Origin of the sequence: Azospira sp. I09, from assembly GCF_009177135.1 — a bacterium.
GTDB lineage: Bacteria > Pseudomonadota > Gammaproteobacteria > Burkholderiales > Rhodocyclaceae > Azospira > Azospira oryzae.
On sequence record NZ_AP021844.1, the window covers coordinates 3,284,462 to 3,298,153 of the forward strand.

General features: G+C 67.2%; 12 protein-coding genes. 2 read left to right on the top strand and 10 right to left on the bottom strand.

Going from position 1 to position 13,692, the window contains the following annotated elements; genetic code table 11:
* Genes lptC through AZSP09_RS15465 form a run of 3 tightly spaced genes read right to left on the bottom strand, consistent with a single transcriptional unit; the run spans window position 1 to window position 2,089 of the window.
* Window positions 1–591 (bottom strand): LPS export ABC transporter periplasmic protein LptC, encoded by a 591-nt coding sequence (gene lptC, locus AZSP09_RS15455; RefSeq protein WP_152090536.1) that lies wholly within the window; start codon window positions 589–591, stop codon window positions 1–3.
* The gene (locus tag AZSP09_RS15460; protein ID WP_152090537.1) at window positions 588–1,100 is read right to left on the bottom strand and encodes a KdsC family phosphatase; all 513 of its coding nucleotides are present in this window, start codon (window positions 1,098–1,100) and stop codon (window positions 588–590) included. The genes lptC and AZSP09_RS15460 overlap by 4 nt, the downstream gene beginning before the upstream one ends.
* Complete coding sequence (locus tag AZSP09_RS15465; protein ID WP_152090538.1) at window positions 1,100–2,089, bottom strand: KpsF/GutQ family sugar-phosphate isomerase; 990 nt, start codon at window positions 2,087–2,089, stop codon at window positions 1,100–1,102. Before AZSP09_RS15465 ends, AZSP09_RS15460 begins: the two co-directional genes overlap by 1 nt.
* A 103-nt stretch (window positions 2,090–2,192) precedes the next feature.
* Between AZSP09_RS15465 and AZSP09_RS15470 the strand changes: the two genes are divergently transcribed.
* Complete coding sequence (locus AZSP09_RS15470; RefSeq protein ID WP_152090539.1) at window positions 2,193–4,160, top strand: monovalent cation:proton antiporter family protein; 1,968 nt, start codon at window positions 2,193–2,195, stop codon at window positions 4,158–4,160.
* 49 nt (window positions 4,161–4,209) lie between these two features.
* Here AZSP09_RS15470 and AZSP09_RS15475 read toward each other — a convergent pair whose 3' ends face one another.
* Window positions 4,210–4,887 carry a prepilin-type N-terminal cleavage/methylation domain-containing protein gene (locus AZSP09_RS15475; RefSeq protein WP_152090540.1) on the bottom strand — a complete coding sequence of 226 codons (678 nt, stop codon included), beginning with the start codon at window positions 4,885–4,887 and terminating at the stop codon, window positions 4,210–4,212.
* Window positions 4,888–5,055: 168 nt separating this feature from the next.
* Here AZSP09_RS15475 and AZSP09_RS15480 point away from each other — a divergent pair, with 168 nt between their 5' ends.
* Window positions 5,056–6,759, top strand: coding sequence for an ATP-binding protein (locus tag AZSP09_RS15480; RefSeq protein WP_014236481.1), 1,704 nt, complete (start codon window positions 5,056–5,058; stop codon window positions 6,757–6,759).
* On the opposite strand, the gene AZSP09_RS15485 is transcribed toward AZSP09_RS15480, so the two are convergent.
* From AZSP09_RS15485 to AZSP09_RS15510, 6 genes are all read right to left on the bottom strand, one after another.
* A complete protein-coding gene (locus AZSP09_RS15485) occupies window positions 6,749–8,065 on the bottom strand; it encodes an adenylate/guanylate cyclase domain-containing protein (protein WP_014236482.1) in 1,317 nt (438 codons plus the stop codon). The genes AZSP09_RS15480 and AZSP09_RS15485 overlap by 11 nt on opposite strands.
* A gap of 88 nt (window positions 8,066–8,153) precedes the next feature.
* Window positions 8,154–8,870: a type II secretion system protein gene (locus AZSP09_RS15490; RefSeq protein ID WP_152090541.1), complete on the bottom strand. Its 717-nt coding sequence runs from the start codon at window positions 8,868–8,870 to the stop codon at window positions 8,154–8,156.
* The gene (locus AZSP09_RS15495) at window positions 8,867–11,023 is read right to left on the bottom strand and encodes a hypothetical protein (protein WP_152090542.1); all 2,157 of its coding nucleotides are present in this window, start codon (window positions 11,021–11,023) and stop codon (window positions 8,867–8,869) included. The genes AZSP09_RS15490 and AZSP09_RS15495 overlap by 4 nt, the downstream gene beginning before the upstream one ends.
* A gap of 3 nt (window positions 11,024–11,026) precedes the next feature.
* Complete coding sequence (locus tag AZSP09_RS15500) at window positions 11,027–11,530, bottom strand: hypothetical protein (protein ID WP_152090543.1); 504 nt, start codon at window positions 11,528–11,530, stop codon at window positions 11,027–11,029.
* A gap of 18 nt (window positions 11,531–11,548) precedes the next feature.
* On the bottom strand, window positions 11,549–12,148 hold the full coding sequence (locus AZSP09_RS15505) for a hypothetical protein (protein WP_152090544.1): 600 nt from the start codon (window positions 12,146–12,148) through the stop codon (window positions 11,549–11,551).
* Window positions 12,145–13,689 (bottom strand): hypothetical protein, encoded by a 1,545-nt coding sequence (locus tag AZSP09_RS15510; protein WP_152090545.1) that lies wholly within the window; start codon window positions 13,687–13,689, stop codon window positions 12,145–12,147. The genes AZSP09_RS15505 and AZSP09_RS15510 overlap by 4 nt, the downstream gene beginning before the upstream one ends.
* Between the last annotated feature and the right edge of the window lie 3 nt (window positions 13,690–13,692).

A 13,692-nucleotide genomic window follows, 5' to 3' on the forward strand; every position in this document is an offset into this window, starting at 1 on the left:
TCAGCGCTTTTCATGTTTGCTGGCGAATTGGCCGGTGACCCGGGATTCAAGAATGGAGTTCATGGTGGCGTTATCCACTTGCAGGCCGGTCCCCTTGAGCCAGGACTTGCCCTGGACCATTTCCACCGGACTCTTGGTCTGTGCAGTTTCAGAGTCGGGGAATATGGTCAGGTCGGGACCGGTGGCGATCATGGCTTCCCGGTCCTTGAATGGGTCGCGGACAACGCGGACATTGTCTTTCAGCAGCACTTCGCTGGCGTCGCTGTTGATGTGGCCGGTGTCGCTGCTCATGGTGACCACGGGGCGCCCGGGCTTGATGAACTTGGCCACCGGTTTGACCACATCGGACTCGTCCGTGTCCGGATAATGGTCCAGGCGCTTGGCCGTCATCACATGGCGCAGCTGGCCCTGCTTATCGATCCGGCTCATGGTGAAGTCGTCGATGAAGTAGTCCACGTCGTGACGGAACTTGCCGCTGTGATCCGGCTCCGGCAGCTGGGTGGCCTTGGCCAGCCAGAAGGTGGCCGCAGTCAGGCTGCCCAGCAGGACGATGGGGAAGAGGGCGCTGGCGAAGCGTTCCAGACGTTTCATTGCAGGTAGGCGTCGAGCAAGGCCTGCAGCTGGCCCCGTTCCTGCAGGAGATGTTCGCAAGCTTCGCGCACGGCGCCATGGCCGCCCTGCTGGCGGCAGACGTAGCCGGCATGGCGCTTGACGAAGTCGTGGGCGTTGCCCGGGGCGGCGGAGAAGCCGCAGGCGCGCATGATGGGCAGGTCCACCACATCGTCGCCCATGTAGCCGGCTTCGGCGAAGGTCAGGCCTTCCCGCTGCAGCAGCTCGGTCATGACCTGGCGCTTGTCCTCCACGCCCTGGAACAGCAGGTCGATGCCCAGGTTGGCGGCGCGGGCGGCGACGCAGCCGGACTTGCGCCCGGTGATGATGGCCAGGCGCACGCCGGATTTCTGCAACATCTTCAGGCCGTGGCCGTCCAGGGTGTTGAAGACTTTGAGTTCCTTGCCGTCTTCCGTGTAGTAGAGGCCGCCGTCGGTGAGGACGCCGTCCACATCGAAGGCCATCAGCTTGAGATTGGTGGCGGCGTTCATCAGATCACCTTGGCCTGGAACAGGTCGTGCATGTTGAGGGCGCCCTGCAGGCGGCCTTCGCTGTCGGCCACCAAGAGCTGGTTGATCTTGTGCCGCTCCATCATTTCCACGGCTTCCACCGCCAGCTTGTCCACCCCGATGCAGCGCGGATTGGCGGTCATGACGGCAGTGATGGGCACCGACTTGAGGTCCACGTCCCGTTCGAAGGCGCGGCGCAGGTCGCCATCGGTGAAGATGCCCTGGATGCGCTGCTGGGCATCCACCACCGCAGTCATGCCGAGGCCGCCCTTGGAAATGGCCAGCACGGCTTCGGCCAGGCTGGCCTGGAGGGAGACCTGGGGCACTGCTGCGCCGGCGCGCATGACATCCCGTACATGGGTCAGCAGGCGCCGGCCCAGGGAACCGCCGGGATGGGAGCGGGCGAAGTCTTCCGGGCCAAAACCGCGGGCGTCGAGCAGGGCCACCGCCAGGGCATCGCCCAGGGCCAGGGCCGCGGTGGTGCTGGCCGTCGGCGCCAGGTTGAGGGGGCAGGCCTCCTGGGCCACCGCTGCGTCCAGATGGGCGTCGGCCTCCTTGGCCAGGGCGGACTTGACGTTGCCTGTCATGGCGATGAGCTTGGCGCCCTGCCGCTTGATGATGGGGACGATGGCCAGCAATTCGGTGCTTTCGCCGGAATTGGAAAGGGCGATCAGCACGTCCTGGCGCAGGATCATGCCTAGGTCGCCGTGGCTGGCTTCCGCCGGGTGCACAAAGTAGGCCGGCGTGCCGGTACTGGCCAGGGTGGAGGCGATCTTGCGGCCCACGTGGCCAGACTTGCCGATGCCGCTGACAATGACTCGGCCGGAGCAATTGAGGATGAGGCTGACCGCCTTCAGGAAGTCGTCGTCCAGTCGCTCGCTCAGGGCGGCGACGGCATCGGCCTCGATGCGCAGGACTTGGCGGGCTAGTTCGAGCACGGCGGCCGGGTTGAGGGCGGAAGTTTGGTTCATGGGATGGCAGCGGTTATGATTGTGCGAAGTATACCACCCCTGCCAGTGAAGCCCGGCGGGGCGCGGTTTTCCGCCCATCCGCCCGCCTTCCCCCTATCGGCCCATGAATTCCCTGCAACTGGTCCTGCTGCTGCTTGCCGCTGCCGTCCTGGTGGTGACCCTGTTCCGTCGCCTCGGGCTGCCGCCGATCCTGGGCTATCTCCTGGTGGGCGTGCTCATCGGCCCCCATGCCCTGAACTTCATCAAGGATGTGAGCGGCGCCGAGCACCTGGCCGAATTCGGGGTGGTGTTCCTGATGTTCTCCATCGGCCTGGAATTCTCCCTGCCCAAGCTCTACGCCATGAAACGGGTGGTGTTCGGCCTGGGGCTGATGCAGGTGCTGCTGACCATCGTCCTCGCCGTCGGCCTTAGCGTCGGTACCGGCCTGGGCTGGCAGGCCGGGGTGGCCCTGGGCGGCGTCTTTGCCATGTCCTCCACCGCCGTGCTGTCCAAGCTGCTGGCCGAGCGCCTGGAGCTGGAGTCGCCCCACGGTCGCGACGTCATCGGCGTGCTGCTGTTCCAGGATCTGGCGGTGGTGCCCCTGCTGATCCTGATTCCCGCCTTTTCCCGGCCGCCGGGGGAAATGGCCCTGGAGATCGCCTGGGCCATGGGCAAGGCGGCGGTGGTGCTGAGCCTGGTGCTGTTCCTCGGGCAGAAGCTGATGCGGCGCTGGTTCTACATCGTCGCCCGGGGCAAGTCCGCCGAGCTGTTCATGCTCAATGTGCTGCTCATCACCCTGGGGCTGGCCCACATCACCGAAATGGCCGGCCTCTCCCTGGCCCTGGGGGCCTTCGTCGCCGGTATGCTGATTTCGGAAACCGAGTACCGCTACCAGGTGGAGGAGGACATAAAGCCCTTCCGCGACGTGCTGATGGGGCTCTTCTTCGTCACCGTGGGCATGCTCCTGGACGTGGGGGCCGTGCTCGACTACCTGCCCTGGGTGCTGCTGGCCCTGGCCATCCTGCTGCTGGGCAAGTTCGGCCTGATTGCCGCCCTCTCCCGCAGCTTCGGGGCGACGCCGGGCAACGCCATGCGGGTGGGCCTGTGGTTGTGCGCCGGCGGTGAATTCGGCTTTGTGCTGCTGACCGAAATCAGCGCCTCCAGCCTGGTGCCGGAGGCCGTGCTGCAGGTGGTGCTGACGGCCCTGGTGCTGTCCCTGCTGCTGGCGCCCCTGATCGTGCTCTACAGCGACAAGCTGGTGCTGCGCTTCGCCGCCAGCGAGTGGCTGATGCGTTCCATGGAGCTGACCAAGATCGCGGCCCAGACCATGAGTACGGAGAAGCACGCCATCATCTGCGGCTTCGGCCGCAGCGGCCAGTACCTGGCCCGCTTCCTGTCCCGGGAGAACATTTCCTACGTGGCCCTGGACCTGGACCCGGAGCGGGTGCGGGAAGCGGCGGCGGCCGGCGAGACGGTGGTCTATGGCGATGCCGCCCGGCGCGAGACCCTGGTGGCGGCCGGGGTGTCCCGGGCCAGCGTGGTCATCGTCAGCTTCGCCAACACCATTGCTGCAGAAAAAGTGCTGCACCATGTGCAGGAGCTGAAGCCGGACCTGCCGGTGGTGGTGCGGACCATCGATGAGTCCGACATGGACACCCTGAGCCGGGCGGGGGCGGCGGAAGTGGTGCCCGAATCCCTGGAGGCCAGCATCATGCTGGCTTCCCATGCCCTGGTGCTGCTCGGGGTGCCGATGAACCGGGTGCTGAAGATGATCCGGGACATCCGGGGCCAGCGTTATCGCCTGCTGCGGGGCTTCTTCCACGGTCTTTCCGACCGGGACAGCGATCTCAGCGAAACCCAGCAGTTCCGCCTGCATTCGGTGGCCCTGGGGGTCGGTGCCTATGCGGTGGGACGCAGCCTGGAGGAGCTGAATCTGGCCTACTTCGGTGTCGAGATCAGTGCCGTGCGCCGGCGCGACATTCGGGCCCTGGAGCCCCTGCCGGAAACCCGTTTCCGGGAAGGAGACGTGGTGGTGCTGCTGGGCTCGGTGGCCAGCCTGGAAGCGGCGGAACTGCGCCTGCTCAAGGGCTGACAAGAAAAAGGGCACCCGCAGGTGCCCTTTTTCCCTGGTGAAGCTGGTCTTAGAAGGCGGTGCAGACGATATAGGTGTTGTTGTCCTGAATGCCGCCGGTGCCGGTGGTGGGCACGGCGGTCAGGGCGGTGCCGGCATAGGTGCCGGAAGCCACGCGCACGGAGCCGGTGGCGGTGTTGCCGTCGTCCAGGGTGATGTCGATCTGCTTGGCGAACTTGCCCTGGATGCCTTCGGAACAGACAAAGTAGGAGCCGGTCATGCCGGTGATGGGGCTGGTGCTCTGGATGCCCAGGCGGCCGCCGTCGGCGTTGGTGGGCATGGCGGCAGCCGGATCGGTGAAGTTGGCATTGCCGGCCGCCAGGTTGGCCAGGCGCACCTGTTGCCAGAAGGCGACGCTCTCGTCGGTGGCCGTGGTGGAGTTGTAGTTGCCTTCGATGCGGCCGTTACCCTGGGTGGTGGAGGTGACGGTGAGCAGGGTCACGCTGGCGTTGGTGGCGGCGGAACCCAGGTGGGTGGCCACGTCCCGGTCGTCGCCCGGCAGAGCCCGGTACTTGTCCTGGTAGCCGTAGATGAAGAGGGGGACGGTCTTGAAGTCGTTGATGAAATTTTTCACCTTGGCGCTGTTGATCAGTTCCTGACCCTTCAGCACCCCGCCCAGAAGCAGGCCGATGATGACGAGTACAATGGCAATCTCAACCAGGGTGAAGCCTTTTTGGCGTGCGGACATGGCGGTCTCCTTCCAATTTGAAAATGCGTCTGCTTTTTCCAAGCACATCATATGCCATGGGCCTGGAAGGCATTATGGGTGCAATTCTGACGGGAAAGCGCCGAAAAGTGTCAAATTCTTGACGCACCCGTCGGAGAATCGTCACCCGTTCCTGTCGCGGGAGGGGCCGTGCTAGCCAGAACCCGTCTTGCCCTGGGCCCCGAGAGCCTGCTGGTGGCGCTCCTCGGCCTCTACCATGTGGCCCTCGCGGTGGGACCGGAGCAGCCCTGGGGGCGGGGCCTGTGGCTGGCCCACATCGGCCTGCTGATCCTCTGGCAGCCTTTCGTCGAAACCGGCCGTCGACTCAGTGTGGCCGAACTGGCCCTGATGGGAGCCGGCATCCTGCTGCTGACCCTGGGCCTCAACGACTGGCTGCTGATCTTCTGGACCGCCATCCTCTCGGCCCTGGTGGGCGGCCGGGTCCTCTTTGTCCGCCGCCGGCGCCAGCGCATTTTCCTGCTCCTGGCCTTCGGCTATCTGCTGGGCGCCCTGCTGGCCTGGCAGGTGCCCCAGGTGGTGCCCCGGGAAATGGCCGTGGATCCGGCCCTCAGCCCCGTGTTCATCTACGCCCTGCCTCTGCTGCTGCTGTCCATGCTGGTGTGGCCCCGCTCCCGGGAGGAAGCGCCCCCGCGCCGGGCCGAGATGGTGGACTTCGTCTACAGCCTGTTCGTCTTTCTCCTGCTGGCCGTGCTGGTGCTGGGCACCCTGGCCTTCATGCTGCTAGACCGCAGCGGCTATGGCGTGGCAGTGGCCTCCACCGTGTTCATCATGGCCGGCCTGCTGTTCCTGCTGGCCTGGGCCTGGGACCCCCGGGGCGGCTTTTCCGGCTTCGGCGTGCTTTTTTCCCGTTACGTCCTGAGCGTGGCCCTGCCCTTCGAGCAGTGGATGCGGCGCCTCACCTACCATGCCGAGTTCGAGGTCGATCCGGAACGTTTCCTCGGCCAGACCCTGGAGGAGATGCTGGCCCTGCCCTGGGTCCTGGGCGGCACCTGGGCGGCGGAACACCGGCACGGCGCCTTCGGGCTGGCCGACGGCGCCTTCTCCCAGCGCTTCGAATGTCCGCCCCTGAACGTGACCCTGTTCACCCGGCACAAGCTGTCGCCGGCCCTGATGCTGCATTTTCATCTGCTGCTGCGGCTGCTGGCCGAGTTCTACCTGGCCAAGCTGCGGGGCCGGGCCCTGCAGCAGATGAGCTACATCCAGGCCGTGCATGAGACGGGCGCCCGTCTCACCCACGACGTGAAAAACCTGCTGCAGTCCCTGACCAATCTCTGCCATGCGGCCGAACAGGCGGAAGCGGACGATGCCGAGGCTTTCCAGGCCCTGATGCAGCGCCAGCTGCCCCTGATCACCCAGCGTCTGCGCCAGGCCCTGGACAAGCTGGAGCAGCGGCCCGCCGCCGACGGTGAGGAGCCCGCTGCCGGTAGCTGGTGGACGGCCCTGGGCCAGCGCTACAGCGGCGAGGCAGTGACCTTTACTGCTTGGCGCGGGGGCGAGCAGCCCCTGCCTGCCGGGCTGTTCGACATGGTGGCGGAGAACCTGCTGCAGAACGCCCTGAGCAAGGCCGCCAGGGAAATGGACCTGCGCATCGAGGCACGCCTGCTGCCCGGGGCGGACGGGGCGGGTCTGGAGCTGCAGGTGGAGGACTCGGGCAGTCCGGTGCCGCCTGAGCTGGCGGCGGAACTGGGGCGGGCGCCGGTGAGCTCGGCCCACGGGCTGGGCATCGGTCTCTACCAGGCCGGGCGCCTGGCGGCCGAGAGCGGTTACGAACTGTGCCTGGCCGCCAACGAGCCGGGCCGGGTGTGCTTCAGCCTGCGTCCCCTCAGCCGGTGACCTCGGTCGGCACGGCGCCGAGGCTGCTGCCGGTGCCGCCGTCGCTGCGCTTGCCGGCCAGCCGGTACACCGTCATGTTGCCCTTGCCCTTGAGATAGAGGGTCTGGGGCTCGTAGAAATCGTAGCGGTCCCGCAGGCGACGGTAGGTGGTTTCATCCACCTGGATCATGCCGGGCACGCCTTCCGTGGTGATGCGGCTGGCGATATTGACCGTGTCGCCCCACAGATCGTAGATGAACTTTTTCTTGCCCACCACGCCGGCCACCACCGGCCCGGTGCCGATGCCGATGCGCACTTCCAGGTGCATGCGGTTCACCTCGAAATCCCGGTGCAGCAGATCGCGCACGGCCAGGGCCAGGTCGGCGATGGCGTCGGAATACTCCTCCCGCTCCTGACTGAGGCCGCCGGCCACCATGTAGGCGTCGCCGATGGTCTTGATCTTCTCCAGGCCGTAGGCTTCGGCCAGTTCGTCGAAGGAGGAGAAGATGCGGTTGAGCATGGAGAAAACCTGCTGGGGCGACAGGCCCTCCGCCACCTTGGTGAAATTGACGATGTCGGCGAACATCACCGTGACATCGGCAAAGCCGTCGGCGATGGTCTGGTTGCTGTGTTTCAGCCGTTCCGCCACGGCCCCCGGCAGGATGTTCAGCAGCAGCCGTTCCGAGCGTTCCTGTTCCGCCTGGAGCAGGGCGTGGGCCTCCACCATGCGTTCCTGCAGCTTCTGCTTCTCCAGGGTGGCAAAACGCAGCAGCAGATAGACGATGCTGGAGACGGCGGCAAAGTTGAGGGCGAAGAAGAAGATGCTGGTGCGCAGGGGCACGTGGCTGGCTTCCATGGCCGCCATGTCGGCCAGGTAGAAGTCGAAGAAGCCGGAGAGGGCGGTGAGGAACAGGTAGGCGATGAACCAGGCCAGGGATTCCCGCACGCCGAAAAACAGGATGGCGCCGATGGGCGCCAGCAGGCCCCACAGGCTGATGCCCGAGGCGGTGATGAAGTTGCCCATGCTCCACTGGGCAACGAAGGGCATGAACAGGAACAGCCCCAGCTGGGTGGTGCGGAACAGGGTGAAATTGCGGGTCTTGAAGTAGAGCAACAGGTTGCCGGTGAGCAGCAGCTGGAAGATGAAGGGGATGGTGGAGGAGAAGCGCGGCCCCAGTTGCCAGTAGAGCAGCAGCCAGAGCATGGAGGCGGCGCTGATGAGGCCCGTGGCGAAAATCAGCAGGGACTTGTTGAGGCGCATCTCCTCGCTGTCGTTGGCCGAGAGGCCGACGTCGCGGAAGGAATGGAAGAAGGAGTCGGAGGACATGGGCCGGGGTCGATGCGAAGGCGTGGGCGGATGGTCTGAGTGTGGCAGTTGGGGCCGGGGCCGGTCAATGCTTGAAGCTGTCATTTCCTCACAGGGAACGGCCGGCGGCGATCAGGCGGTTGAACAGGAGATTGGGCGACAGCCACAGCACCTGGTCGTCGAAGCCCTGCTGGGTGACGGCCCGGCTGACGAAGACATTGTCGCCATCGTGATTTTCCACCTCATCGGCATCGCTGCTGGCGCCGTTGGCGGCCCCCTGGGCGTTGATGGCGCCCAGGCCGTTCTTGCCGTGGGAGAGCACCAGGGCCGGCAGGCCGGAGGCCAGGGTGGAATTGGCCACGGAGCAGCCGCTGCTGGCCGAGGCGACGCTGCAGATCGTGATGTCGCCGGCGCTGGTGGCAAGCCCGAAGCCGTCCTTGTTGTTGCTGAAACGGGTGTGCACCCGGTAGCGGTAGTGATTGCGCCAGCTGTCGTACTGGCCCAGGCCCAGGCTGGTCCACGGCAGCACGCCCTCGGCGCTGGGGCAGTTGCCGCTGCCGTCGCGGGCCTCTTCCACCCCGTCGTAATCCGTGTCTGGGCAGGGCAGGAAGGGATGCTGGCCGCTGCTCGAATAGTGGCTGGCCGCATAGCCGATGAGGGCGTCGCCGATGTCCTGCAACTGCTTCTTGGTGTCGCCGTTGTCCCGTACTTCGGTCTGGGCCGACAGGGAAAAGAGCATGCCCCCGGTGAGCAGGGCCACGATGACCAGCACGATGGCCAGTTCAACCAGGGTGAAGCCGTGGGGGCGGCGCAGATGGGGGCTCATGGGATGAACTGGGCCTTGAAGTTTTGCAGCAGGATCAACTGGCCGCCGCTGCCGAAGCCGGTGGTGAAACCCAGCCGGACGTTGCGCAGGGACTCGCTGCCCGAAAAATCGCTGATGGATATGGTATCCCTGATGGTGGGCGGCGAACAGGCGGCGGTATTGGGGGCGAAGGTGGTGCTGAGATCCGCCATGGCCACGTCCTCGACGAAACAGAGGGAATTGCTGGTGGGGAAGGCCCAGGCCTTCAGGTCGTAGGTGCCGGCCCCGGCGCCGCTGTCGTAATTGCGGCTGATTTCCAGGCGGATGCGTACCAGCTGCCCTAGGGTGGCCAGGCCGCTAGGCGTGGCCAGGCCGCTGGTGAGGGCGGCTGGGTTGCGGGGGGAATCGCCGCTGCCGCGGCCGAAGCCGTGTACGTTGTCGTCCCACAGGGGTTCGGCAACGCCGGCCCACCAGTTGGCCTCCCGGTAGCCCCAGTAGGTGAAGGCCAGGTGCCGGATGGTCAGGGGGTCCTGGCGGCCATAGGCATGATTGCTGTTGCTCTCGTTGTATCCCAGGTTCTGCACGAAATCGAATTCCAGGCCGAGCTTGGGCGGGGCGATAGGGCGCAGGGTGACGCCGGCGGGCGGCGTCGGCTCGCCGGAGTAGCCCAGGTGCTGGTCCGGTGCGCCGCACATGGATGCGTCCGGGTTGCGCTCGGCATCGGCGATGGTGAAGGTGAAACCGTCGCCCCGGTCCTGCACCCGGTATTCGAAAAAGGCCCGCAGGCCGCTGCCGAAGCGCACCACCTGGTTGAACCAGAGACAGCCGTAACGCAGGTTGGGCGGGCTGCCGATAGGCACGTCGCTGGTGCCCAGGGTGGCGGTGCCGGCGCCGCTGTCCACGGCAAGGGTGGGGTTGCCGCTGGCAAGCTCGTTGCGGATGGCGGTGGCGGCGCCCAGGTCGTTGCTGAAATTGAGGGTGACGCTTTCCTTCAGGCACAGCACCACGTCGCCGGCCGCCTGGCTCTTGTCGTAGGCGGCCAGGGCCTGGGGCAGGGGGAACTGGCGGGCGGCCGCGTCGGTGGCCGTGGCCGCGGCGATGTTGGCGGCGGCCAGGAAGCTGGAGGCAGAAGCGCCTTCCGTGGCGGTGCGGGGCCCCGTGGCGGCCCGTTCCCCGGTGAAAATGAGGGCGCCCCGGCAGGGCTTGCCCCGCACCGTGAGGCAGCCATCGCTGCCGCAGTTGAGGTAGCGCAGCTGGTTGTCCCAGTGACGGCGGAACTCCTCGTCGCCACTGCCGAGGCTGGTGCTGAAATCGAAGGCGGCCGGCAGGCGCTGCAGTCCGTCGCTCGAGGCGTCCCCGGTCGGCAGGCTGGGAGCCGCATCCAGCGCGGACTTCAGGCCTGCCATCAGGGTGTCGATGCGGCTCGGAAAATCGCTGCGCTGCTTGATGCGCTGGAAAATGTCCCGGGGGCTGAGCCACAGCAGCAGATCGTTGTTGGAGGTGCTGCCCGGGGTGCCCTGGGTCAGGCTGAGACTGGCGCCGCCGCCGAAGCTGTAGTTGCCGTCCAGGTAGTTGGCCGCATTGGGGCTGTCGCCGCCGGGGCAGGCGCCGCTGCCGCCGCTGCGGTTCTGGCCGCCCAGGGCGATGCCGGGGGCGAAGAGGACGGCGACGGCGCCGCCCTCGGCGTTCTCCGGCTCGGTCAGGATCTGGCTGCCGTCGCTGCTGCGCACGGCGAACTGGCCCTGGCTGTCCCAGTTGAGGGGCGTGCTCTTGGGGCTGTTCTTGAAGCGGCCGACGGCGTACCACAGGCATTCCCCGCCTTCATCCTGCAGCATCGGCAGGCCCAGGGTCTTCCACGGCAGGAGGCCGACCACGGTGGTGCCGGCGGTGCCGCAACTGGCTTCGGCCTCGCCGTCGTTGTTGGTGTCGGGGCAGGGCAGCTGGCCGAAGACCTGGCCGCTGTTGCGCTGGTCGTAGGTGGCGGCGAAGCCGAGCAGGGCTTCCCGGGCCTGGGCCAGGGCCGCCATGGAGGCTTCCGCCCGGACCTGGGGATTACTGGAGACGGCGGTCAGGTGCCGGTAAAGGCCGTAGGCCCCAAGCACGAAGACGATGAGGAAGAAAGCCAGCAGGGCGGCGCCGCGCTGACGGCAGGCGGGAGCAGGGTGGCGGGCCACGGCTCAGGGCGCCGCAGGGCGCCTGCCGGCGGGGGCGGGATGGACCCGCAGCACGCTGCCGTCGGGCAGCAGGCCGGCGGATTCGTTGCTGCCGCGGCGATGGGAGTCGCCGACGCCGAGGCTGGTGCTGCTGTCGTTGCCCAGGTCCTTCAGGGTGGCGCGGCCCGGGTGGCGGCCATCGGGCCGCACCTGCAGGCCGCTGATGTCCTCCCGGTCGTGCTGGACCATGCCGTTGATCCAGGCCGAGCCCTTGCCGCTGGAGCGGCGCACGATGCCGTTGAGGGTCACCACCGGTTCTTCCGTGGCATGGCTGGTGTCCTGGATGTTGTACAGCCGCTGGCGCTCCAGGGCCTGGCGCCGTTCCGGCGTGAAGAAGAGGCGGCCCAGGGCTTCGTCGGCCAGGAGCGGCGAGGCGGCAGCGCCCAGGGCCAGGAGCAGGCCGGCGAGCCTGGCCAGGCGGGCGCCGGGGCGGGCGGCTTGGGGAGGGCGCAGGGAATGGGCGTTCATGGCAGGTTCCTCCCCGTCTCAGCGGGTTTGGGGGCCTCGCAGGGTGATCCAGTCCAGCAGGCACTGGGCCTTGAGGTTGGCGTGCAGGCCCTGGCTCTCGCCCGGAGGGCGGGGCTGGCGGCTGACTTCGCAGCTGCGCACCAGGACCTGGGCCTTGGCCGTGTTGCGCAGGTCGGCGAGGACGTTGAGCAGATCCTCCTCATGCAGCAGCTGCAGTTGCAGGCGCATGGAACTGACCTGGAAGCTCCACGGCCCCTGGCCGTTGCCCAGGGGCTGCTGGGGCGAGAACTCGTACTGGATGTCCAGCAGGCGCCGGTTGTTGCGGATGTCCCGCAGCAGCTCGACCCAGTCCAGGCGCTGTTCCTCGCCGATGACGCCGCGGGCGGTCAGGTTGCTGAAGAGGGCGGCCTTGAGCTTGATCTCGCTTTCCTCTTCCCGTACCTGCTTCAGCTTGGCCTGGGCCTGGGCGTTGTGGGCCTGGGCCGTTGCCAGCAGGCGACGGGCCTGTTGCTGCTGCTCCAGGGAAAAGAGCACCAGAACGGCGCCGCCGAGGCAGAAGAGGACGAAGATCACCAGGCTGAGGCGCAGCTTGCGCCAGTCGGCTGCGGTCAGTTTCATGGCGTCACCCGATGCACGATCTGCACGACGAAATGACGGGGCTCGGCGCTGGCCGGGGCATCGTCGCTACTGCTGCCGCCCTTGAGGGACTTGCCCGATTCCACGTCGAACGGTTGCTGCTGCACATTCACCTGCAGGCCGGGCTGCTGCCGCAGGGCCGCCAGGAAACGCTCGAAAATGGCCAGCACCTGGCGCGGATTGGCCTGGGGGCCGGTGGGAATGCTGCCCCGCACCAGGGCGCTTTCGTCCCCCTCGCCCGGCGCTGCCGCCGCGGCAGTGGCGTTGCCATTGCCTCCGGCGCTGGTGCCGCCCCGCTGCCAGGCGATGGTGTCCAGCTCCACCTGGGGCGTTGCTTCCAGGGCCCGGCTGAGCAGCAGGTAAAAGTCTCGCGGGGTGGTGGGCTGCCGTTCCATGGCCTGGTAGCGGTTGATGACCTGGCGCAGGGTGTCGTTGTCCACCGGCATGGGCGGGAAAGTCCGGGCCAGTTCCGCATAGCGCTGGGCCGCGCTGTCGGCCTGGGCCTGGATGGCGGCCCGTTCGCTGCCGAGGCGGCTGGCGTCGTACAGCTGCTTGCCGGCGAAAAGCAGGCAGGCGAGGAAGACCAGCAGCCCGCCGGAAGAGAGCAGGGCCTGGAGCTGCCACACCCGGTAGTCGTGGCGCAGGGGCGGCGGCGCGAACTGCTGGGCCGGCGTCTGGACGGCCAGCAGGTGCAGGAACAGGGCTTCGCTGCGGCTGTCCTCCGGGGCATCGGCCAGGCCGATGAGGCGGGCGGCCTCGTCGTTGCCGACGATGCGGAAGGTGACGGCCGGGCTGTCGCTGCAGGCTTCCTGCACCGCCCGCACCGCCTGGGGATGGACCAGGGCCAGGGCCTGCAGGGACTGGCCCCGGGCCAGCAGGCGCTGGCTGGTCAGGTACTGGTGCATCTTGGCCGCCTCTGCCGCCATGGCGTGGCCGATGCCGTGGATGCTGGAATCGTGCAGGGGCACCAGGCGCGAGAAGTGCAGTTCGCCCTTGTCGAAGAAGCTCTGGCGCAGGCTGTGATCCTGCACCGTCAGCATCAGGCAGGGGGCCGGGCCGGGCTGCAGCTTTTTCAGCAGTTGGGGGCCGAGCAGGGGCAGGGAGTAGATGCCCACCAGGGGCACGCCCAGGGACTGGATCAGGGCCGTCCACGGCATGATCTGGGCCGGGTTGGTGAAGCCGGCCAGCAGCAGGCGTTCGTCCTTGCGCCGGTTCTTCTCGAAGCCCAGGCGCTGGGCCATGTTCAGGTTGGTGCTGTAGAAATACTGGCCCAGCTTGCGCTGGATCACGGCTTCCCGGTCCTTGCCCTGGAGGAAGGGGATGGTGTCCAGCTGGAAGCCTTCGTCGGCCACGTTGATGAGGAGGTAGAAAAGGTCGTGGCGACGCTTTTCCAGGTACTGGCGGAAGGCCACCAGGCCCTCCTCCGAATGGGGGAAGCTGGCCTGGGCGTCCAGGCGGCCGCCCTTCCAGGCATGGGCCGAGAGCTGGTGGGCGGAGAGGTAGAGGAGATGGCGCTGGGGCATGGT